The sequence below is a fragment of the Streptomyces sp. NPDC021100 genome, assembly GCF_044333095.1.
Taxonomy (GTDB): domain Bacteria; phylum Actinomycetota; class Actinomycetes; order Streptomycetales; family Streptomycetaceae; genus Streptomyces.
This window is the reverse complement of record NZ_JBIRQH010000020.1, coordinates 43,215-64,396: the sequence shown is the minus strand read 5'-3', so window position 1 is coordinate 64,396 and position 21,182 is coordinate 43,215. Positions and strand designations below refer to the sequence as shown.

The window sequence follows — 21,182 nt, the reverse complement described above, 5'->3', positions numbered from 1 at the left end:
GGCGGGGGGGTTTGCCGGCGGGGGCGTTATATCCCCCGCGCGGCCCCCGGGGGGGGGGCCGGGCGGTGGGGGGGGGGGGGGCGCCCGCGGGCGGGGGGGGGGGGGGGCCCCCCCCCCGCCCCCCACGGCCCCGTTCGCGTCCCGTCGGGAGCCCGGCCGAAAGCGGCGGCTCCCCGGGACGAGGGCTCAGACGGTCTCCGGAAGCTCCTCGAGCCCCTCGGCGACCAGCTTGGCCAGACGGTCGAGCGCGGCCTCGGCCCCCGCGTCCTCCGAGGCGAGGACGATCTCCTCGCCGCCCTGGGCGCCCAGGCCCAGCACGGCCAGCATCGACGCGGCGTTGACGGGGGTGCCGCCGGCCTTGGCGATGGTCACGGGGACGCCGGCGGCGGCGGCCGCACGGACGAAGATCGACGCCGGACGAGCGTGCAGGCCGTCGGCCCAGCCGACGTTTACACGGCGCTCAACCATGGTGTTGCCCTTCGAGTCGCGAATGGGTTGTCTAGACCAGTGTCGCACGGTGCGGAGAGTGCTCCGCCGCGCCCGTCCTCGTTGTCGGTGGCCGGTCGTACGCTGATCCCATGCAGACGCCGTCCGAGCACGCGTACCCGGCCCACTGGGAAGCCGATGTCGTCCTCCGCGACGGCGGGACCACCCGCGTCCGGCCCATCACCCCCGACGACGTCCAGCGCCTGGTCAGCTTCTACGAGCAGGTCTCGGACGAGTCCAAGTACTACCGCTTCTTCGCGCCCTACCCCCGGCTGTCCGACCGCGACCTGCACCGCTTCACCCACCACGACTACAACGACCGGGTCGGGCTGGCCGCCACCGTCGGCGGCGAGTTCATCGCCACCGTCCGCTACGACCGCATCGACTCCCGCGGCCGTCCGGCCCACGAGCCGACCGACGAGGCCGAGGTCGCCTTCCTGGTGCAGGACGCCCACCAGGGCCGCGGGGTCGCCTCCGCCCTGCTGGAGCACATCGCGGCCGTCGCCCGGGAGCGCGGGATCCGGCGCTTCGCGGCCGAGGTGCTGCCCGCCAACACCAAGATGATCAAGGTGTTCACGGACGCCGGCTACACCCAGAAGCGGAGCTTCGAGGACGGTGTCGTCCGGCTGGAGCTGGACCTGGAGCCGACGGACCGCTCGCTCGCCGTCCAGCGCGCCCGCGAGCAGCGCGCCGAGGCCCGCTCGGTGCAGCGCCTCCTCGCCCCCGGCAGCGTCGCGGTCTTCGGCACCGGCCGCGAGCCCGGCGGGATGGGCCGGGCCGTGCTGCACAATCTGCTGGCCGGCGGGTTCACCGGCCGGGTCCTCGCGGTCAACACCTCCTTCCCCGACGGCCTCACCACGCTCGACCCCGAGGGCGTCCCCGCCCTCCGCTCGCTCCGCGAGGCCGAGGGGCCGGTCGACCTCGCCGTCGTCGCCGTGCCCGCCGACCGCGTGCCGTCCGTCGTCGAGGACTGCGGGGAGCACGGCGTCCAGGGCCTGGTGGTGCTCTCCGCCGGGTACGCGGAGAGCGGGCCCGACGGCCGGGCCCGCCAGCGCGAGCTGGTCCGGCAGGCCCGCTCGTACGGCATGCGCATCATCGGCCCCAACTCGTTCGGCCTGGTCAACACCGCCGCCGGGGTCCGCCTCAACGCCTCCCTCGCCCCCGAGCTGCCGCCGCCCGGACGGGTCGGCCTGTTCAGCCAGTCCGGCGCCATCGGCATCGCGCTGCTCTCCGGACTCCAGCGGCGGGCGGCCGGACTGGCCGGTCTCGCCTCGGTCTCCACCTTCGTCTCGACCGGCAACCGCGCGGACGTCTCAGGGAACGACTTCCTCCAGTACTGGCACGACGACCCGGACACCGACGTCGCCCTGATGTACCTGGAATCCATCGGCAATCCGCGCAAGTTCACCCGCCTCGCCCGGCGCACCGCGCGCCACAAGCCGGTCGTCGTCGTCAAGGGCGCCCGGCACGGCGGCGTCGCCCCGGCGGGACACACCGTGCCCACCACCCGCATGCCCGACGCCACCGTCTCCCACCTCCTCCGGCAGGCCGGCGTGATCCGCGTCGACACCGTCACCGAACTCTCCGACACCGGGCTGCTGCTCGCCGCCCAGCCGCTGCCCGCGGGCCCGCGCGTGGCCATCCTGGGCAACTCCCAGTCCCTGGCGCTGCTCACCTACGACGCCTGCCTCACCGACGGCCTCCGCCCGCTGCCCCCGCAGGACCTCACCACCGCCGCCGGCCCCGAGGACTTCCACCGGGCGCTCGCCGCCGCCCTGGCGGACCCCGCCTGCGACGCCGTCGTCGTCACCGCCATCCCCCGGGTCGACGGCGAGTCGGCCGCCGGGCTCGCCGCCGCCCTGCGCGCCGCCGTCGACGCGGCCCCCGCGGCCAAGCCCGTCTGCGTCGTCCACCTGGAGATCCCCGGCCTCGCCGAGGCCCTGGCCGCCCCGCCGGAGGCCGGCGCGCCCGCGGGCCCGGGCTCGGTGCGCGTCCCCGCCTACCCCGCCGCCGAGCGGGCCGCCCGGGCCCTGGCCCAGGCCGCCCGGTACGCCGAGTGGCGGCGCCGCACCGAGGAGCGGCCCGGACGGGTCCCGGAGTACGAGGACATCGACGAGGCGGGCGCCGCGGCCGACATCGAGGTGCTGCTCGCCGCCCACGGCGTCACCGAGGGCGACCCCGGCGGGCCGCGCGCCGTCACCCTGTCCGCCGCCGACACCCAGCGCCTCCTCGCCCGCTACGGCATCGCCGTCCTCCCCGCGCTGCTCGCCCCCGACCCGGACACCGCCGTGGCCGCGGCCCACCGGCTGGGTTTCCCGGTCGCCCTCAAGCCCACCGCCCCGCACCTGCGGCACCGCGCCGACCTGGGCGGCGTCCGCCTCGACCTCGGCGGCGAAGCCGAACTGCTGCGGGCCTACAGTGAGTTGACCGAGCTGCTCGGGAAGCCCTCGGAGACCCGCCTGGTGGTGCAGTCGATGGCCCCGCGCGGCGTCGACACCGTCGTCCGGGCCACGATCGACCCGGCGGCCGGGGCCGTGCTCTCCTTCGGCCTCGCCGGAGCGCCCTCGCTGCTGCTCGGCGACACCGCGCACTGCCTGGTCCCGGCCACCGACCGGGACGCGGCCGAGCTGATCCGCTCGGTGCGCACCGCGCCGCTCCTCTTCGGCTGGCGCGGCGCGGCCCCCGTCGACACCGGAGCGCTGGAGGAGCTGCTGCTGCGCGTCTCCCGCCTGATGGACGACCATCCGGAGGTCGTCGGCGCCGACCTGGAGCCGGTGATCGTCGCCCAGCACGGCATCCACGTCCTGGGTGCCTCCATACGGCTGGCTCCGCCCCCGCCGCGCACCGACCTGGGGCCGCGGAGCCTGCCGACGTACTGAGCGGAGCCGCCGACGTGCCGGAGCGGCCGGGGCCGGATCCCGGGCACCGGCCCGGGCATCGGCGGCGGCAGGGGTCCGTACGCCCCGTAGGATGGGCGTATGGCGAAGACCGGTACGACGACCCAGGGGCTGCGCGCGGCGATCGAGCGCAGCGGCTACTACCCGGCCCTCGTGGCCGAGGCCGTGGAGGCGGCCGTGGGCGGGGAGCCGGTCGTGTCGTACCTGGTCCACCAGGAGACGACGTTCGACTCCAACGAGGTCCGCCGCCATGTGACGGTCCTCGTCCTCACCCGTACGCGGTTCATCGTCAGCCACACCGACGAGCAGGCGGCCGACGGCACCTCGCCGTCCCCGTACGCCACCACCTCGACCGAGTCCGTGAAGCTGGACCGGATCTCGTCGGTCGTCGTGAGCCGCGTCGTGGCCAACCCCGAGTCGTACACGCCGGGCGCGCTGCCCCGCGAGGTGGTCCTCACCATCGGCTGGGGCGCGGTCTCCCGGATCGACCTGGAGCCGGCCGCCTGCGGCGACCCCAACTGCGACGCGGACCACGGCTACACGGGCTCCTCGACCGCCGACGACCTCAGCCTGCGCGTCAGCGAGGCGGGCGACGGCCCCGACAGCGTCCGCCAGACCCTCGCCTTCGCCCAGGCGATCTCCGAGGCGACCGCGGTCACCGGCCGCTGATGTCGTACCCGAGCACCGCGGGTGCCGCCTGGCACGAGCCCGCCACGCTGGACCCCCGTACCGCACCGCTGCCGCGCTACGGTTCCGGTGCCCTCTCCGACCTGCTGCCCGCCGCGGTGGCGGGCATGGGCGTCCCGGGCTTCCGTTCCGGACTGGAACTGGCGCCCGCCGACCGGGTCTGCGTCTTCCTGATCGACGGCCTGGGCTGGGAGCTGCTGCGCGCCCATCCGGCCGAGGCGCCGTTCCTCCACTCGCTGCTCGGCAGTTCGCTGAACGGCACCGGCGCCCCCCTGACCGCCGGCTTCCCGTCCACCACCGCGACCTCGCTGGCCTCGGTGGGCACGGGCCTGCCGCCGGGCTCCCACGGCCTGCCCGGGTACACGGTCCTCGACCCGGCCACCGGCGAACTGATGAACCAGCTCCGCTGGCGCCCCTGGACGGACCCGCACCACTGGCAGCCGTACCCCACCGTCTTCCGGCTCGCGGACGACGCGGGCGTCCACACCTGTCAGGTGTCGGCCCCCGACTTCGAGCACACCCCGCTGACCCGGATCGCCCTCAGCGGCGGCACCTTCCACGGCCGGCTGTCCGGCGAGGACCGGATGGACCTCGCGGCCGCCCAGCTCGGCGCCGCCGACCGCTCGCTCGTGTACACGTACTACAGCGAGGTGGACGGCAAGGGCCACCGCTTCGGCGTCGACTCCGAGGAGTGGCGCGGCCAGCTGATGTACGTGGACCTGCTGGCCCGGCGGCTCGCGGAGCAACTGCCCCCGCGCTCCGCGCTGTACGTCACCGCCGACCATGGCATGATCGACATCCCGTTCACCCCGGACGCCCGCATCGACTTCGACGAGGACTGGGAGCTCCGCGCCGGTGTCGCACGGCTCGGAGGGGAGGCCCGGGCCCGGCACGTCTACGCCGTTCCGGGGGCCGCCGCCGATGTCCTCGCGGTGTGGCGCGAGGTGCTGGGGGAGCAGATGTGGGTCGCGGGACGCGACGAGGCCATCGAGGCAGGATGGTTCGGCCCTCCCGGGGCAGGCGTGGACGACCGGGTGCACGCGCGGATCGGCGACGTGGTCGCCGCGGCCCGGGACGACATGGCGATCGTCGCCACCGAGACCGAGCCCAACGAGTCCCGGATGGTGGGCCTGCACGGCTCCATGACGCCCGTCGAGCAGCTGGTGCCGCTCCTCGAAGTCCGCACCTGAGCACCGCCCCGTACCTTTTTCCCGCCCCACGAAACGAAAGGCGTTGGCCTTCCCATGCCCGAGCTGGTGTTCTTCTCCGGAACGATGGACTGCGGAAAGAGCACCCTCGCTCTGCAGATCGAGCACAACCGCTCGGCCCGCGGTCTGCAAGGGATGATCTACAGCCGTAACGACCGCGCGGGCGAGGGCAAACTGTCCTCCCGGCTCGGTCTGGTGACGGACTCCGTCGAGGCGGGCGAGGGGTTCGACTTCTACGCCCATGTGGTCGGCCACCTCTCCGCGGGCGGCCGGGTGGACTACGTCATCGCGGACGAGGCCCAGTTCCTCGCCCCCGAGCAGGTGGACCAGCTCGCCCGGATCGTCGACGACCTCGAACTCGACGTCTTCGCCTTCGGCATCACCACCGACTTCCGCACCCGGCTCTTCCCCGGTTCGCGGCGGCTGGTCGAACTCGCCGACCGCATCGAGGTCCTCCAGGTCGAGGCCCTCTGCTGGTGCGGCGCCCGCGCCACCCACAACGCCCGGACGGTCGGCGGGCAGATGGTCGTCGAGGGGGCCCAGGTCGTCGTCGGCGACGTCAACCAGCCGGAGACGGTGGTGGGTTACGAGGTGCTGTGCCGCCGTCACCACCGCCGGCGCCTCACCGCGGCGGCGGCCCGGGCCGCCGCGCTCTCCCCGGACGTGCTGCCGGTGGACCCCGAGCCGGTGCACCCCGAGCCGGCGGGCGGCGCGGCTAACGGGGTGACCGCACCAGCGTGAGGACGGCCCCCTCCGGGTCCGCGACCGACGCCGTCCGCCCCGCCGGCCCGTCCTGCGGGGCCTCCAGCACCCGTCCGCCCAGCTCCTCCGCGCGCCGGACGGCGGCGTCGGTGTCGGCCACCTCGAACCAGGTCGTCCACCGCGGGCGCCGCACCGCGGCACCGACGCCGCGCACGGAGGCGACGGGCCGGCCGTCCAGGTGCAGGACGAGCCGGTCGGAGTCGACGGAGCCGGTCGGCTTGATCTCGTAGGGGAAGAGCGCCTTGTAGAACTTCACGGCGACGGCCGCGTCATGGGTCAGCAGCTCGTGCCACACGGCCGTCCCGGGCACCCCGGGTGCCGGCGGCGCGGGGGGCTCGTGCGGCTGCCGGACGCCGAAGGGGGCGCCGGCCGGGTCGGAGGCCAGCACCAGGCGGCCCGTGTCCCCGGTGGCGAGCGGGCCCACCCCCACCGTGCCGCCCGAGCAGCGGATCCACTCCGCCGTCACATCCGCGTCGGCACTGGCCAGATAGGTGGTCCACTCCCTCGGCAGCCGCCGGTCGGGCGGCAGTTCGCCGAGCCCCGCGACCTCGCGGCCGTCGAGCACGGCGCGGACGCAGGGGCCGAGCCGACAGGGCCCGGGGCTGTCGTAGCTCCAGCCGAAGAGGCCGCCGTAGAACTCCTTCGTCGCCCCCAGGTCGTGCACCAGCAGGCTCGTCCAGCACGGGGTGCCCGGGACGTGCCGGACCTGCCCCTCGCTCCGCTGCGGGGCGGACCCCCATACCTCGGTCATCGTCGCTCTCTCCTCGGACCATCGTGGTGGCCGCGCGGCGCTCCCATGGCCTGACGGCACGGGCGTAACTCCCGTGGACTGCGGCGCGCGGGGTGGTGCGGGACGGTGCCTGAGCAGATGGTTGCACCACCGGTCGTGTCATGCCCCCCGGCCGCGCCGGATGACACTGGTTCCCGTGGGATCCAGCAGGAAGAGGCCGGAAATCGTGTTTCGCTTCCGTTTCGGGGCTCTTGCCGTCCAGTATCGATCGGTCGTGCGCTGTCCCGCCAGGGTGCCTGTCGGACGCAGAGGTGACTACGCCAGGATGGCCCGCATGAATCCGATCATCAGCGCAAGGGAATTGGCGGAGCTGCTCGCGGCGGGGGAGCGGTCGCCGCGGCTGCTGGACGTCCGCTGGCGGTCGGGCGGCCCGTCGTGCCGCCCCGAGTACGCCGCCGGCCACCTCTCCGGTGCCGTCTACCTCGACCTGGAAGAGGAACTGACGGGTCCCAAGGTCCCCCAGGGCACGGGCTGCCGCCACCCGCTGCCCGACCCGGCCGAGTTCGGGGCCGCGATGCGCCGCGCCGGCGTCTCCGCGGACGACGACGTGATCGTGTACGACGGCGGCCAGAACTGGGCCGCGGCCCGCACCTGGTGGCTGTTGCGCTGGACGGGGCACCGGTCGGTGCGGGTGCTCGACGGCGGCGTGGCCGCGTGGACGGCCGCGGGCGGTGAACTCACCGACGAGGTACCGGAGGTCGCCGAGGGCGACTTCGTCCCGGCGCCGGGCGCGGTGCCGCTGCTCGACGCGGACGGCGCGGCGGCGCTCGCCCGCCGGGGCGTGCTGCTGGACGCCCGCGCGGCGGAGCGCTATCGCGGCGAGGTGGAGCCGCTGGACCCGGTCGCGGGCCACATCCCGGGCGCGCTCTCCGCCCCGACCACCGAGAACGTGGACGCGGACGGGCTGTTCCGGCCCGCCGTCGAGCTGGCCGGGCGCTTCTCCGCGCTGGGCGCGGTGCCGGGGGCCGAGGTGGGCGTCTACTGCGGGTCCGGGGTCTCCGGTGCGCACGAGGTGCTGGCGCTGGCCGTGGCGGGCGTTCCGGCCGCGCTGTACGCCGGTTCGTGGAGCGAGTGGACGGCGGACCCGTCCCGTCCGGTGGCCACGGGGGCGCAGCCGGGCTGAGCCGGGCGCTCGGACTCCCGGGCCGGGCATGCCGATCACCGGGCGTGACCGCCCGGCGATTCAGGCAAAAGGGTTACGCGAGTGCGGACGTACAGAACCACGCGAAAGGGGCAGAGCAGGGCGGGCGGCGCCGCCCTCACTCCTGTTTCTTGCGCCGCGTCCCGAAGACGATCTCGTCCCAGCTCGGGACCGCGGCCCTGCGGCCCGGCCGGACGCCGTCTGCCTCGGCCTGCCGGTCCGTGGTGCCGATCAGCCGCTCCCGGTGCCCGGCCACCGACCGGGGCATCAGCACGTCCGCGTACGCCGAACCGGCGCTCGCCGCCGGGGCGGGCGGCTCGACGGCCTCCGCCTCCTCCACCGGGACCTCGCCCGGCGGCGCCGACGGCGGCTCGGGTACGACCATGTCGCCCCGGAAGCTGGGCACGGCCTCGAGCAGGCTGGTCAGGGAGTCGCGCTCCTTGGCGGCCTCCTCGGCGGCGGGCGCCGCGACGGCCGCGGGGGCCTCGACGGGCTCCGCCACCGGGCGGTCCTGCGGCCGCTCCCGGGGCAGCCGCGCGATGCGCGGGACGAAGGGGAAGCTGGGCTCCGGGGTGTCCTCGGTCTCCCCGATCAGCGCCCGCGCCTCGTCGTCCAGCGCAGAGACGATCCGGCGCGGCGGATCGTAGGTCCAGCTGGCGGCCCTCGGCTCCCCGGCCACGCGGTAGACCAGCAGCACCTCCCAGGTGCCGTCGTCGCGCCGCCACGAGTCCCACTGCGCGGTGTCCTTCTCGGCGCCGCGCAGCAGCAGCCGCTCCGCGACCGCCTCGCCGAGCTGCGGCCCGGTGCTCTCGCCGGGGCGGCGCACGGGGGTCTTGCGGGCGCGCTCGGCCATGAAGGCGCGCTCGGCGAGGACCGGGCCCTCGAAGCGGCGCACGCGTTCCACGGGGATGCCGGCGAGCTGGGCGACCTCCTCCGCGGAGGCGCCGGACCGGATCCGGGCCTGGATGTCGCGGGGCCTGAGGTGGCTCTCCACCTCGATCTCGATCTGCCCCAGGCGCGCGCGGTCGTTGCGCACGGCGGCGCGCAGCCGCTCGTCGATGGGAAGGGTGTACTCCGTGCTGTCCGCAGCCTTGAGCACCAGCCGTGTGCCGTCGTTGGAGACGGCCACGACACGCAGTTCGGGCATGGGGACCTCCCGGGTGGTGCCTGCCGACGTCACGTGCGTCGCTGCTTCCGCTGGTCGAGTGTGGCCTGCCCGGGTAGCAGCCTGCCACAACATTGCCGAGTTGACGGGGGCGAGAGCCGCCCGGGCCCCTCCCGTTGGGTCCGGGCAACCGGACGGGATACCGGGGCCGGGCTCGCCACAGTACTCCATTCGGACCACTGGGGGTGGAGCGGCGCGCCATCGATGTTCACGTCCGGCAAGGGAGTTGATTGCCCCCTCTTGCGCCGGAGACCTTCCCACGGGTGGTGAGGTTCACACAATCACCGGATTCGGAACTGTTCGTTACGCTCGAATGTCCCTTCTGAGTGCAAGAGGCGCGAAAGGTTCGACAGAGGCTGGAGATGGACGACAAAGCCGAAAGTGGCGCAAAAGCCAAGGGCAAACGCCTGGACTTGAGCGTCGCCCAGGTGGCGGGCAGTGCGCTGGCCGCGGTGATCGCCGCCCTGCTCGCAGGCAAGCTCGGTGTCTACGGCACGGTGATCGGCGCCGGTGTCGTCAGCGTGGTCGCCACCACGGGCGGCACGGTCTTCCACCACCTGTTCAGACGGACCGGCGAGCAGGTGCGCGACGCGGCCGTGCAGGCCGCGAGGCCCCGGCTGCGCCAGGTCCCGCTGGGCGACGCGGAGCGCGCGGTCGGCCGGGCGCGCGCCGCCGACGCCTCCGACATCACGGCCGGGCACCCGGGCGCGGCGCTGCCGCCGGACCCGGACCGGACCAAACTGTTCGCGGAGATCGGCACGGACCGTGACGAGGACGCGACGCGGATGCTGCCGGAAGCGCACGCCGGTGCGTACCCCGGCGCGCACGCCAGTGCGCACCCCGTTCACGGCTCCGAGGCGTTTTCCGGGGAGTTCTCGGCCGGCACGACGCACGGCACCCGGTGGCGCGGGTGGAAACGGCCGTTTCTGGCCGCCGGCGCGGTCTTCGTCCTCGCCATGGGCGCGGTGACGGCGGTCGAACTGGTGTCGGGGCAGAGCGCCGACGGCACCAAGGGCGGCACGACGATCATGCGCTCCTTCCAGCAGGACAAGCAGGGGAAGGGGAAGGAGCACCAGGGCTCCGAGGGTGACGACAAGGGCCGCACCGGCGGTGACGGCGGCCGGGACGGCTCCCACGGCACCGGCTCCGGGACCGGCGAGGGAACGGACGGGCGTCAGGGCCCGTCCCGTTCGCCCGGTACGGACGGCGGCGAGGGCGCGGACAAGAGCGGGGGCGCGACGCCGTCCCCCGACGCCTCGAAGACCGCCGGCGGTACCGGCGGGCAGACGCCGGACCCGGGCACGTCCCCCTCGGGCGGCGCCTCGCCGAGCCCGGACCGGACCCCGGACCCGGGCGGCTCACCGGACGCCGGCAAGGGCGGCACGGCCGAAAACAAGGGTGACAAGGGCGGCGCGAGCGCGCCGCCGGCCCAGGGGAAGGGCACCGGCGCCTGAGCCGGTGCCCGCCGCGGCGGCTCAGTCCCCGAGCACCCGCCGCAGATACGGGTTGCCGAACACCCGGTCGGGGTCCAGCCGGTCCCGCACGGCCGTGAAGTCGGCGAACCGCGGGTAGGCCCCGGCCAGATAGGAGGCGTCCCGGCCGTGCAGCTTCCCCCAGTGCGGCCGGCCGCCGTGGGCGACCATGACCTCTTCCGCCGCCGAGAAGTACGCCTGGTACGGCGCGCCTCGGTACATGTGCACCGCGAGGTAGACGGTGTCGCGCCCGGAGGCGGTCGACAGCCAGACGTCGTCGGCGGGCGCGGTCCGCACCTCGACGGGGAAGGCGACCCGCAGCCGCCGCCGCTCGATCACCGCCTTCAGCTCGCGCAGCGCCGGAACCGCGGCCTCGCGCGGCAGCGCGTACTCCATCTCCACGAAGCGGACCCGCCGGGGGCTGGTGAAGACCCGGTAGGGGATGTCGGTGTAGGTACGGGCGGACAGGGCGCGGCCGGTGACGCGGGCGATGGAGGGCACCGCCGCGGGCACCGCCCGGCCGACCGCGCACACCGCGCCGAACAGCCCGTTCGACAGCAGTTCGTCGTCCACCCAGGCGCCGAGGCGGCCGAGCGGGGCGGCGGGGCCCTGGCTGCGGTTGTTGCGCTTGGTGGTGCAGCACTCGGTGTGCGGGAACCAGTAGAACTCGAAGTGCTCGTTCTCCGTCGCGAGCCGGTCGAACTCGGAGGTGACCTGTTCGAGGGACATCGGTTCCTCGCACGCCGTGAGCAGGAACTCCGGTTCCACGGCGAAGGTGATCGCCGTGATCACGCCCAGCGCGCCGAGGCCCACCCGGGCCGCCGCGAACACCTCGGGGTGCTCGGTCGCCGAGCAGGAGAGCACCGAGCCGTCCGCGGTGACCAGCTCCAGGGCGGCGATCTGCGCGGCGATCGAGGCCGAGTCGCGGCCGGTGCCGTGGGTGCCGGTGCTGACGGCGCCGGAGACCGTCTGCTCCATGATGTCGCCCATGTTCGTCAGCGACAGGCCGCGCGCGGACAGCGCCCGGTTCAGATCGGCGAGCCGGGTGCCGGCCCCCACGGTCACCGTGCCGGCCGCGCGGTCGACGGACCGTATCCCGGCCAGCCGGTGCGGGCGGATCAGTATCCCGTCCGTCGCGGCCGCGGCGGTGAACGAGTGGCCCGAGCCGGCGGCCTTCACCCGCAGCCCGTCCGAGGCGGCGGACGCCACCGCCCGGGCCAGCTCCGGAACCGTCTCCGGAGTGATCGTCCGGAGCGGGAAGGCGGTGACGTTCCCCGCCCAGTTACGCCACGCGCTCGTCTTCGCCGACGCCGTGGTTCGTGCCCTTGCTGGTGTCTCCGTCATGTGCGCCAGACCCTCCCCTAGGCAGCGGGACGGACGTCCCGGTCCGCCGGGACACCCGCTCCGGCGCCGACCGCAGCCGGCGGTACCCGAGGAACGCCCCGACGGCCGCCAGCGCTCCCGCCACACCGGGCACCGCGTACCCCGCGCCGGCCCCCGCGGCGTCCACCACCGCTCCGGCGGCGGACGAACCGAGTGCCGCCCCGACCGCCATCCCGGTGCTCGCCCAGGTCATGCCCTCGGTCAGGTTCGCGCGCGGTACGTGCTGCTCGACCAGGGCCATGGTGGTGACCATCGTGGGTGCGATGGCCAGGCCCGCGAAGAAGAGCGCGACGGTCAGGGACGCCAGGTTCCCGACCAGTTGGAGGGGGATCATACTCACGGCCATCGCACAGACCCCGACGAGCCAGCGGCGGGCGGGCTCGCCCTTGGGACGCAGCAGGCCGAACACCGTGCCCGCGATGCAGGAACCGAGCGCCCACACGGCCAGCACCACGCTGGACAGCGCCTTGTGGCCCAGCGCCTCGGCGAACGCGACGGTCACGACCTCGATGGAGCCGAACAGGGCGCCCAACGCCACCGAGGTCCCCACGAGGACCCGCAGCCCGCCCGAGCGCAGGGCGGATCCGCCCCCGCCGTGCGCGGTCCCGGACGGCGGCGGCTCGGTGGCGCGCTGGGCGGTCAGCCAGAAGACGCCGAGCAGCAGGAAGACTCCCGCCAGCAGCGGCCCGGCCTCCGGGAACCAGCCGGTCGACAGGCCGATGGCGAGGACCGGGCCGACGATGAACACGAGCTCGTCGATCACGGACTCGGCGGAGTAGGCGGTGTGCAGGTGACCGGGGGAGTCCTGGTAGAGGGCCGCCCAGCGGGCCCGCACCATCGCGCCCACGCTGGGCACCGCGCCGACGCCGGCCACCAGGACGAAGAGGGTCCAGTGCGGCCACCGCAGCCGCGCGCCGAGCAGCAGACAGGCCGTCGCGGCCACCGAGAACAGGGTGGCCGGCCGCAGCACGCGCCGCTGCCCGTACCGGTCGACCAGCCGCGAGACCTGCGGTCCCATCGCCGCGGTGGCCAGGGCGAGTGCCGCGGAGAGCGCCCCCGCCAGCCCGTACTCCCCGGTGATCTCGGAGACCATCGTCACGATGCCGATGCCCATCATCGACAGCGGCATACGGGCGAAGAGCCCGGCCGCGGAGAAACTCCTGGCACCGGGCGCGGCGAAGATCGCGCGATACGGACTGGACAAGCCGGCTCCGCCCTGAGGAAGAGGAACGAGGGGTTCATGACGAGGGTGCCGCAGGGGCCTTCGATGGCCCATACAGGTTACGGGTGAACCTCTGTTCGCCGCGCGGTATTTCCCGCCGTCCCCGGACGCCTCCGCGCACCGGCCCGCCGTGCCGGGTGACGCGGCTGTCAGTGGGGGGTGGCAGGATCGTAACCATGTCGGATCAGCCAGCCCACGCCCCGTACGACGCCCTGCTGCTGCTCTCCTTCGGCGGCCCCGAAGGCCCGGACGACGTCGTCCCGTTCCTGGAGAACGTGACGCGCGGGCGGGGCATCCCCCGCGAGCGGCTCAAGGAGGTCGGGCAGCACTACTTCCTGTTCGGCGGCGTCAGCCCCATCAACGACCAGAACCGCGAACTGCTGGGCGCCCTGCGCGAGGAGTTCGCGGCGAGCGGCACCGACCTGCCGGTGTACTGGGGCAACCGCAACTGGGCGCCGTACCTGACCGACACCCTCCGCGAGCTGGTCCGCGACGGCCGGCGCCGCGTGCTCACCCTCGCCACCAGCGCGTACGCCTCCTACTCCGGCTGCCGCCAGTACCGGGAGAACCTGGCCGACGCGCTGGCCGCCCTGGAGGCCGAGGGGCTCCCCGTCCCGCGCGTCGACAAGCTGCGCCACTACTTCAACCACCCCGGCTTCGTCCGCCCCATGGCCGACGCCACCCTGGCGGCCCTCGCGGAGCTGCCCGAGGACGTCCGGGCCGGCGCGCACCTCGCCTTCACCACCCACTCCATCCCCACGGCCGCCGCCGACACCTCCGGCCCGGCCGAGGACCACGGCGACGGCGGCGCCTACGTCGCCCAGCACCTCGACGTGGCCCGGACCATCGCCGACGCCGTGCGCGAGGAGACCGGGACCGACCGGCCCTGGCGGCTGGTCTACCAGTCCCGCAGCGGCGCCCCCCACATCCCGTGGCTGGAACCCGACATCTGCGACCACCTGGAGGCGGTGCACGCCGACGGCGCCCCCGCGGTCGTGATGGTCCCCATCGGCTTCGTCTCCGACCACATGGAGGTCAAGTACGACCTCGACACCGAGGCCAAGGCCAAGGCCGTCGAGCTGGGCCTGCCCGTCGCCCGCGCGGCGACCGTGGGCGCCGACCCGCGCTTCGCCGCCGCCGTCCGCGAGCTGGTCCTGGAGCGGGCCGCCGCCGAGCGCGGCGAGCGGCCCGAGCGCTGCGCGCTGGGCGCCCTGGGCCCCTCGCACGACCTCTGCCCCGTCGGCTGCTGCCCGGCCCGGGCGCCGCGCCCCGCCGCCGCGGGCGCGGACAGCCCCTACGCGTGACCCCGCCGCGCACCCCCCATCAGGCAAGGAGCACCCGTGAACGCCCCCACCGACGCCCTCAAGGCCGAGCTGCTGTCCGTGGCCCTGGAGGCCGCCGAGCGGGCCGGCGCGCTGCTGAGGGACGGCCGCCCCGCCGACCTCGGGGTCGCGGCCACCAAGACCAGCCCCATCGACGTCGTCACCGAGATGGACCTCGCCTCCGAGAAGCTGATCACCGGCTTCCTCGCCGAGCACCGGCCCGACGACGGCGTGCTGGGCGAGGAGGGCGCCAGCACCCCCGGCACCAGCGGGGTGCGCTGGGTGGTCGACCCCCTCGACGGCACGGTCAACTACCTCTACGGGCTGCCGTCCTGGTCGGTCTCCATAGCCGCCGAGTACGCCGGCGAGACGGTCGTCGGCGTGGTGGCCGCACCCCTGCGCGGCGAGACCTACCGGGCCGTCCTCGGCGAGGGCGCCTGGCTCGGCGACCGCCGGCTCCGCGTCCGCCCCGCGCCCGCCTTCGAACAGGCCCTCCTCGGCACCGGCTTCGGCTATCTCACCGCCCGCCGCACCGCCCAGGCCGAGGTGGTCCGCCGGCTGCTGCCCGAGGTCCGGGACGTCCGGCGCGGCGGATCCGCCGCCATCGACCTCTGCGACGTCGCCTGCGGCCGGCTCGACGGCTACTACGAGCGCGGGCTCAACCCCTGGGACCTCGCGGCCGGCGACCTGGTCGCCCGCGAGGCGGGGGCGCTCACCGGCGGCCGTCCCGGCGCGCCCGCGTCCGGCGAGCTCGCCGTCGCCGCCCCGCCCGGCTTCTTCGAGCCCCTCCAGGCCCGCTTGGAGGAGCTGGGCGCCTGGCACGACTGACCCCGGCGCCCCCGGCGCGTACGGCGGCACACACGGCGGAGCGCCCCGGCGCGCGAGGCACCGGGGCGCTCCCCCCGTTTGGCGGGTCAAGGGTCAGGCGGCGCTGACCTCGACGCCGTGCTCCGCGGCGAGGCGGTGCAGGTCCTCCAGTTCCGCCTGTTCCATGTCGACGAGAAAGTCGTCTCCGCTGCGGCGGGCCCGGTCGAGATCACTCCGCGTGGTCTCTATGCGCTGCAGAATGCCGGCGGTGAACGCGTCCATGCTGCGCCCCCTCCTGGGTCGGCTCGGTGGCACGGGGGTGTGCCGGGGGGTTCCCCGGACGGTGGCCGGGGAAGACGATCACGTGCGTGGTGGTCCCCCGCGGTGCCGCGTGGTCATGGCGCACCACGGGATGGGGGTCGTGATCGCGGGTGTGCAGACGTCTTCCCCACCCCCGTCCGCGCGGAAACCTCCCGTCCGCAAACGGACGGGAACCCGCCGCCGGCGGCGGCCCCAGAGCCCCTTACAGCCGGTTTATCGGTGTTCGGGGCAGGATGGAGGGCACCACCGGTGGCCGTCCGGCCTGCCCGCAGGGCCGCCGGAACCACCCCCGCATCCCAGGCCCGTCGGGCCCCTGAGGAAGGAAGAGCCCCGTGCGCGTACTCGTCGTCGAGGACGAGCAGCTGCTCGCCGATGCCGTCGCCACCGGACTGCGCCGGGAGGCCATGGCCGTCGACGTCGTGTACGACGGGGCCGCCGCCCTGGAGCGCATCGCCGTCAACGACTACGACGTGGTCGTCCTCGACCGCGACCTGCCGCTGGTCCACGGCGACGACGTCTGCCGCAAGGTCGTCGAGCTCCAGCTGGCCACCCGCATCCTGATGCTCACCGCCTCCGGCGACGTCAGCGACCGCGTCGAGGGCCTGGAGATCGGCGCCGACGACTACCTGCCCAAGCCCTTCGCCTTCAGCGAGCTGATCGCCCGCGTCCGCGCGCTGGGCCGGCGCACCACCGTCGCCCTCCCGCCCGTCCTGGAGCGGGCCGGCATCCGGCTCGACCCCAACCGCCGCGAGGTGTTCCGCGACGGTCGCGAGGTGCAGCTGGCGCCCAAGGAGTTCGCGGTGCTGGAGGTGCTGATGCGCAGCGAGGGTGCCGTCGTCTCCGCCGAGCAATTGCTGGAAAAGGCCTGGGACGAGAACACCGACCCCTTCACCAACGTCGTCCGCGTCACCGTCATGACGCTGCGCCGCAAGCTCGGCGAGCCGCCCGTGATCGTCACGGTCCCCGGCTCCGGATACCGGATCTGACCCGATGGCCTCCACGCCCCCCTCCCCGGCGAACACGCCGCCGGCGGCCTCCCAGCCCCCACCCCGGCCCGCGGCCCCGCCACGGCCCGCCTGGGACCCGCGCCAGCCCGTCGTCCGGCCCTTCCCCTGGCTGCGGCCCACCATCCGCATACGGCTCACCCTGCTCTACGGCGGGATGTTCCTGATGGCGGGCGTCCTGCTGCTCACGATCATCTACCTGCTGGCGGCGGACGCCATGCGGGAGGGCAGCTACCTGCCGTTCCGCTTCATCGACGGCAATCTGGAGAGCACCAGCAACGCCTGCCCGTCCCTCCGCCCCGGCCGGATCGACGCCCGGGAGCTGGAGAACGCCGTCCAGGTGTGCATGAACCACCAGCGCGCCATAGCCCTCAACGGCCTGCTCCGGCGCTCGCTGCTGGCCCTGCTCGGCCTGGCAGTGATCGCGTTCGCCTTCGGCTACGCCATGGCCGGACGCGTCCTCTCGCCGCTCGGTAAGATCACCCGCACCGCCCGCCGGGTGGCCGCCACGGACCTGACCCGGCGGATCGAGCTGGGCGGCCCGGACGACGAGCTGAAGGAGCTCTCGGACACCTTCGACGAGATGCTGGACCGGCTGGAACGGGCCTTCACCGCGCAGCAACGTTTCGTGGCCAACGCCTCGCACGAGTTGCGCACACCCCTGGCGATCAACCGGACGCTGCTGGAGGTCCACCTCTCCGATCCCGGGGCGTCACCCGAGCTCCAACAGCTGGGCAAGACGCTGCTGGCGACCAACGAGCGCAGCGAACAGCTCGTCGAGGGCCTGCTGCTGCTCGCCCGCAGCGACAACGAGATCGTGGACCGCAAGCCCGTCGACCTGGCCGAGGTGGCCTCACAGGCGCTCGACCAGGCCCGCGGGGAGGCCCAGACCAAGGGCGTGGAGCTGCGGGGCGAGCGGCTGCCCGCCGTCGTGCAGGGCAACGGCGTCCTGCTGGAGCGCGTCGCGCTGAACCTGGTGCAGAACGCCGTCCGGTACAACGTGCCGGAGGACGGCTGGGTGGAGGTGACCACCGAGTCCCGGCCCGGCGAGGCCGTGCTGGTGGTGGAGAACACCGGACCCGTGGTCCCCGCCTACGAACTGGACAACATCTTCGAGCCGTTCCGCAGGCTGCGCACCGAGCGCACCGGCAGCGACAAGGGCGTCGGCCTCGGCCTGTCCATCGTGCGGTCGGTGGCCAGGGCGCACGGCGGCCGGATCACCGCGGAGCCCCGCGAGGGCGGCGGGCTCGTCATGCGGGTGGTGCTGCCGGCCTGAGCGGAGCGCGGTGGGTGGTGACGGAAACCTGACAGACTCCGCCGGTCGCGGAATTCTGCGACAATGGCGCGGACACAGGTTCGCTTTGGGCGGAATTTTCCTGGTCTGGTGAACGCTGTCTTCGTGTGTGATCGATCACACGGAGGGACATCAGGCCGTCCACTCTCCGTGATCGGATCCCCTACGGGAACGCCTGGAAAATGGGGGTTTCCGGGGGTCTTGATCACGGGAAGTACAGGAGATGGCGCTGCCACGAGCGGCCTGCGGACCGTGTACGGTCCCGTTCGCCACCCGATCCCATCACCTCTTCAGGTGTGCGGTTGGGTGTCGATTGAGTAACAGACCTTGATGTGAGGCAAAATCTCCGCCTTGGGTCGGGCACAAGTCCGGCCTCTCGCGCGTTACGTGCGCTGGAGACACCGCAGACACCCAGAGGGGGAGAGCGACATGGCAACGGACTACGACACCCCACGCAAGACCGACGATGACGTCAACGAGGACAGCATCGAGGAACTGAAGTCCCGGCGGAACGACAAGTCGGCCTCGGCAGTCGACGTCGACGAGTTCGAGGCCGTCGAGGGCCTGGAGCTGCCGGGCGCGGACCTTTCCAACGAGGAGCTGTCCGTTCGCGTCCTGCCCCGGCAGGCCGACGAATTCACCTGCATGAGCTGCTTCCTCGTGCACCACCGCAGCCAGCTGGCCGGTGAGAAGAACGGCCAGCCCATCTGCCGCGACTGCGAGTAGGCAAGGGGTCTGCAATGGCAGGCTCGGAACCGTTCCGTAAGCGGCTCGCACGGCGGTCCACGGCTCTTGGGCGTACGGGGGACGCCGCCGGGCCCGACCGCGCCGTGACGGGCGCGCACGAAGCGGCCGGCGCGCACGCCGAGCGGGGCCCGGAGGCCTCGCTCGCCGCCGCGCACGGCCGCGGTGAGGAAATGCCCGAGGAGGCGCGTCCTCCGAAGGGCGGGGCGGGGCGATGGACCCGGGGCGTACGGACGAGCCTGAGCGCCGTCGTCGACCGGATCGTCGCCAACGCCCCCCGCGTCCCCGTACGCGATCTGGCGACCCTGCGCGCCCAGTTCCCGGGCCTCGGCCCGGAGGAGATCGCCGACAAACTGGTGTCCGGCGCCGCCAACGGCACGTCCACCGTGGGAGCCGGCATCGGGGCGGCGGCCATGCTGCCCGTCCCGCCGGCCATGCCGGCCGAGCTCGCCGCCGAGATCGTCGGCGTCGCAGCCGTGGAGTTCAAACTGATCGCCGAGCTGCACGAGGTCTACGGCCTCCGGGCGCCCGGCACACTGCGCCAGCGCGCGCTCGCCTACCTCGCGGCCTGGGCCGACGAGCGCGGGGTGGACGTCACCAAACCGACCAGCGTCAACGCGGCGCTCGGCGGGCAGCTCCGCCGTGAGCTGCGCCAGCGGGTCCTCAAGCGCACCTTCCGCAACCTCCCCAACCTCACACCGTTCATGATCGGCGCGACCGTCGGGGCCGTGATGAACCGCCGGGACACCCGCAGGCTGGCCGAGAAGGTCCGCGCCGACCTGCGCCGCCGCCAGGTGCCCTGGGCCGCGCTGCCGCCGCCGGAGGGGCCTCAGGGCGCGTCCTGACCCCGCCTGGGGAGGGTTCCGGTCAGCCCTGGTCGGCCTTGGCGGCCGACTCCCGCCCCGCCGCCACCGCCGCGGCCAGCCGCTCGGGGGAGCGGGTCGACAGGTACAGGTACGGCGTCGGGTCGGCCGGATCCGTGACCTCGATCCGCAGGGCGGTGGGGACGTAGCCGCGCAGCAGCATGAACGCCCGGCTGTCGGCCTTGTGGGTGCGCCAGGCCCGCGCCTCCTCCGCGTCCAGGACCTCGGCGGCGCCCAGCGCCGCGCACGGAATCCGTGCGTCCCCGGCCAGCAGGGTGTCGCCCACCACCCGGATCCGCACCGAGCCGTAGGCGCTCACGGCGATCGTCGCCAGTGCTCCGCCGACGACCAGTCCGCCGAGCATCGGGATGGTGCCGAGCGGCAGCGTGATCAGGGCGCAGGCCACCCCGATCAGAACGGCGATGGTCCACCAGGAGCGCGGCGCGGTCAGGCGTTCTTCGTAGTGCTGCATGGGCTCAAGCTTGGCACGGGCGGGACCGGGCACCGCTCGCGCGGGTAAGGTCAGCCCCTGTGAGTGGACGAACGACAGCGCTGACACCGCCGGCCGACGCCGGACCGCCGGTGCGGCACCCCGAGGCCCCCGTGCCGGGCGAGGTCATCGGGGCGCACTACGAGAACTGCTTCGGCTGTGGCGCGGGCGTGCCGCACGGTCTGCACCTGGAGGTGCGGGCCGGTGAGGGCGTGGCCGTGACGGCCGAGTTCCGGGTCAAGGAAGCGCACCAGGGAGCCCCCGGCCTGGCGCACGGCGGCGTGCTGGCGACGGCGCTGGACGAGACCCTGGGGTCGCTGAACTGGCTGACCCGGGTCATCGCCGTCACCGGCCGGCTGGAGACGGACTTCCTGCGGCCCGTCCCCGTGGACAGCGTGCTGTACCTGGAGGCGAAGGCCGTCGCCGTCCACCACCGCAAGATCTACTGCACGGCCACCGGGCGGCTCGGCGGCCCCGAAGGGCCGGTCGCGGTCCGCGCGGACGCGGTCTTCATCGAGGTCAAGGTGGAGCACTTCATCAACAACGGCCGCCCGGAAGAGATCAACGCGGCGCTCGCCGACCCGGATCAGGTCAAGGTCGTCCGAGCCTTCGAGGTGAACCCGTGAGCCGTCCGCCCGTCGACGTCCTGATCCGCCGCCTCGACCCCGAGGTGCCGGTCCCCGCCTACGGTCACCCCGGTGACGCCGGCTGCGACCTCGTGACCACCGAGGCGGCCGTGCTCGCCCCCGGCGAACGCGCCGTTCTCCCGACGGGTGTGTCGATCGCGCTGCCCGATGGGTATGCGGCCTTCGTGCATCCACGTTCGGGTCTCGCGGCCCGGTGCGGGGTCTCCATGGTGAACGCCCCGGGGACCATCGATGCCGGGTACCGTGGAGAGATCAAGGTGATTGTGGTCAATCTGGACCCGCGCGAGAGCGTGCGGTTCGAGAGGTTCGACCGCGTTGCCCAGTTGGTTGTCCAGCAGGTCGAGAAGGTCCGCTTCCACGAGGTGGCGGAGCTTCCCGGCTCGGCGCGGGGCGAAGGGGGCTTCGGGTCCACCGGGGGCCACGCCGCCGTGGGGCATGGATTCGCTTCGGTCGCCTCTGACCGGGAAGGACAGTGAC

21 protein-coding genes are annotated in these 21,182 nt (G+C 74.1%); 14 read left to right on the top strand and 7 right to left on the bottom strand.

The genetic code is table 11. The annotated features are described in order from the left end of the window. Window positions 1-186: 186 nt before the first annotated feature. The gene (locus ACH4PU_RS28925) at window positions 187-468 is read right to left on the bottom strand and encodes an HPr family phosphocarrier protein (RefSeq protein ID WP_152263926.1); all 282 of its coding nucleotides are present in this window, start codon (window positions 466-468) and stop codon (window positions 187-189) included. Window positions 469-578: 110 nt separating this feature from the next. Here ACH4PU_RS28925 and ACH4PU_RS28920 point away from each other — a divergent pair, with 110 nt between their 5' ends. The 4 genes from ACH4PU_RS28920 (at window position 579) to ACH4PU_RS28905 (ending at window position 6,019) form a co-directional block, all read left to right on the top strand. Beyond that, window positions 579-3,365, top strand: a complete 2,787-nt coding sequence (locus tag ACH4PU_RS28920; protein ID WP_398278242.1) for a GNAT family N-acetyltransferase — start codon at window positions 579-581, stop codon at window positions 3,363-3,365. A gap of 99 nt (window positions 3,366-3,464) precedes the next feature. Beyond that, window positions 3,465-4,052 carry a DUF5998 family protein gene (locus ACH4PU_RS28915; RefSeq protein WP_004949338.1) on the top strand — a complete coding sequence of 196 codons (588 nt, stop codon included), beginning with the start codon at window positions 3,465-3,467 and terminating at the stop codon, window positions 4,050-4,052. Beyond that, complete coding sequence (locus ACH4PU_RS28910) at window positions 4,052-5,260, top strand: alkaline phosphatase family protein (RefSeq protein WP_398278239.1); 1,209 nt, start codon at window positions 4,052-4,054, stop codon at window positions 5,258-5,260. The genes ACH4PU_RS28915 and ACH4PU_RS28910 overlap by 1 nt, the downstream gene beginning before the upstream one ends. Window positions 5,261-5,314: 54 nt before the next feature. Further along, window positions 5,315-6,019 (top strand): thymidine kinase, encoded by a 705-nt coding sequence (locus tag ACH4PU_RS28905; RefSeq protein ID WP_398278236.1) that lies wholly within the window; start codon window positions 5,315-5,317, stop codon window positions 6,017-6,019. Here ACH4PU_RS28905 and ACH4PU_RS28900 read toward each other — a convergent pair. After that, the gene (locus ACH4PU_RS28900) at window positions 5,994-6,791 is read right to left on the bottom strand and encodes a VOC family protein (RefSeq protein WP_398278233.1); all 798 of its coding nucleotides are present in this window, start codon (window positions 6,789-6,791) and stop codon (window positions 5,994-5,996) included. The genes ACH4PU_RS28905 and ACH4PU_RS28900 overlap by 26 nt on opposite strands. Before the next feature lie 313 nt (window positions 6,792-7,104). Between ACH4PU_RS28900 and ACH4PU_RS28895 the strand changes: the two genes are divergently transcribed. Further along, window positions 7,105-7,953: a sulfurtransferase gene (locus tag ACH4PU_RS28895; protein WP_398278230.1), complete on the top strand. Its 849-nt coding sequence runs from the start codon at window positions 7,105-7,107 to the stop codon at window positions 7,951-7,953. A 136-nt stretch (window positions 7,954-8,089) separates the two neighbouring features. Here ACH4PU_RS28895 and sepH read toward each other — a convergent pair whose 3' ends face one another. Next, window positions 8,090-9,151, bottom strand: coding sequence for a septation protein SepH (gene sepH / locus ACH4PU_RS28890; protein WP_398278227.1), 1,062 nt, complete (start codon window positions 9,149-9,151; stop codon window positions 8,090-8,092). Between the two features lie 347 nt (window positions 9,152-9,498). Between sepH and ACH4PU_RS28885 the strand changes: the two genes are divergently transcribed. After that, window positions 9,499-10,590: a hypothetical protein gene (locus ACH4PU_RS28885; RefSeq protein WP_398278224.1), complete on the top strand. Its 1,092-nt coding sequence runs from the start codon at window positions 9,499-9,501 to the stop codon at window positions 10,588-10,590. A 21-nt stretch (window positions 10,591-10,611) separates the two neighbouring features. Here ACH4PU_RS28885 and ACH4PU_RS28880 read toward each other — a convergent pair whose 3' ends face one another. Together ACH4PU_RS28880 and ACH4PU_RS28875 are read right to left on the bottom strand one after the other, a co-directional pair. Then, window positions 10,612-11,952 carry a D-arabinono-1,4-lactone oxidase gene (locus ACH4PU_RS28880; RefSeq protein WP_398278221.1) on the bottom strand — a complete coding sequence of 447 codons (1,341 nt, stop codon included), beginning with the start codon at window positions 11,950-11,952 and terminating at the stop codon, window positions 10,612-10,614. Then, a complete protein-coding gene (locus ACH4PU_RS28875; protein WP_398278218.1) occupies window positions 11,891-13,195 on the bottom strand; it encodes an MFS transporter in 1,305 nt (434 codons plus the stop codon). The genes ACH4PU_RS28880 and ACH4PU_RS28875 overlap by 62 nt, the downstream gene beginning before the upstream one ends. Before the next feature lie 194 nt (window positions 13,196-13,389). On the opposite strand from ACH4PU_RS28875, the gene ACH4PU_RS28870 reads away from it, so the two are divergent. Together ACH4PU_RS28870 and ACH4PU_RS28865 are read left to right on the top strand one after the other, a co-directional pair. Beyond that, the gene (locus ACH4PU_RS28870) at window positions 13,390-14,517 is read left to right on the top strand and encodes a ferrochelatase (RefSeq protein WP_398278215.1); all 1,128 of its coding nucleotides are present in this window, start codon (window positions 13,390-13,392) and stop codon (window positions 14,515-14,517) included. Window positions 14,518-14,553: 36 nt separating this feature from the next. Continuing rightward, window positions 14,554-15,363 (top strand): inositol monophosphatase family protein, encoded by an 810-nt coding sequence (locus tag ACH4PU_RS28865; RefSeq protein ID WP_398278212.1) that lies wholly within the window; start codon window positions 14,554-14,556, stop codon window positions 15,361-15,363. A gap of 93 nt (window positions 15,364-15,456) precedes the next feature. Here the strand turns inward: ACH4PU_RS28865 and ACH4PU_RS28860 are convergent, their stop codons facing one another. Beyond that, window positions 15,457-15,624, bottom strand: a complete 168-nt coding sequence (locus ACH4PU_RS28860) for a hypothetical protein (protein ID WP_004949318.1) — start codon at window positions 15,622-15,624, stop codon at window positions 15,457-15,459. 371 nt (window positions 15,625-15,995) lie between these two features. Between ACH4PU_RS28860 and ACH4PU_RS28855 the strand changes: the two genes are divergently transcribed. The 4 genes from ACH4PU_RS28855 to ACH4PU_RS28840 all read left to right on the top strand — a co-directional run bounded on the left by ACH4PU_RS28855 (window position 15,996) and on the right by ACH4PU_RS28840 (window position 19,550). Further along, window positions 15,996-16,649, top strand: coding sequence for a response regulator transcription factor (locus ACH4PU_RS28855; RefSeq protein ID WP_223770666.1), 654 nt, complete (start codon window positions 15,996-15,998; stop codon window positions 16,647-16,649). A gap of 4 nt (window positions 16,650-16,653) precedes the next feature. Continuing rightward, complete coding sequence (locus ACH4PU_RS28850; protein ID WP_398278207.1) at window positions 16,654-17,943, top strand: sensor histidine kinase; 1,290 nt, start codon at window positions 16,654-16,656, stop codon at window positions 17,941-17,943. 447 nt (window positions 17,944-18,390) lie between these two features. After that, window positions 18,391-18,687: a DUF4193 domain-containing protein gene (locus ACH4PU_RS28845; RefSeq protein ID WP_004949312.1), complete on the top strand. Its 297-nt coding sequence runs from the start codon at window positions 18,391-18,393 to the stop codon at window positions 18,685-18,687. 14 nt (window positions 18,688-18,701) lie between these two features. After that, complete coding sequence (locus tag ACH4PU_RS28840; protein ID WP_398278203.1) at window positions 18,702-19,550, top strand: hypothetical protein; 849 nt, start codon at window positions 18,702-18,704, stop codon at window positions 19,548-19,550. A 22-nt stretch (window positions 19,551-19,572) separates the two neighbouring features. Here ACH4PU_RS28840 and ACH4PU_RS28835 read toward each other — a convergent pair whose 3' ends face one another. Then, the gene (locus tag ACH4PU_RS28835) at window positions 19,573-20,040 is read right to left on the bottom strand and encodes a DUF3093 domain-containing protein (RefSeq protein ID WP_398278200.1); all 468 of its coding nucleotides are present in this window, start codon (window positions 20,038-20,040) and stop codon (window positions 19,573-19,575) included. 59 nt (window positions 20,041-20,099) lie between these two features. Between ACH4PU_RS28835 and ACH4PU_RS28830 the strand changes: the two genes are divergently transcribed. After that, complete coding sequence (locus tag ACH4PU_RS28830) at window positions 20,100-20,684, top strand: PaaI family thioesterase (protein WP_398278197.1); 585 nt, start codon at window positions 20,100-20,102, stop codon at window positions 20,682-20,684. Next, window positions 20,681-21,181 carry a dUTP diphosphatase gene (gene dut, locus ACH4PU_RS28825; protein ID WP_004949305.1) on the top strand — a complete coding sequence of 167 codons (501 nt, stop codon included), beginning with the start codon at window positions 20,681-20,683 and terminating at the stop codon, window positions 21,179-21,181. The genes ACH4PU_RS28830 and dut overlap by 4 nt, the downstream gene beginning before the upstream one ends. The last annotated feature ends 1 nt before the right edge of the window (window position 21,182 follow it).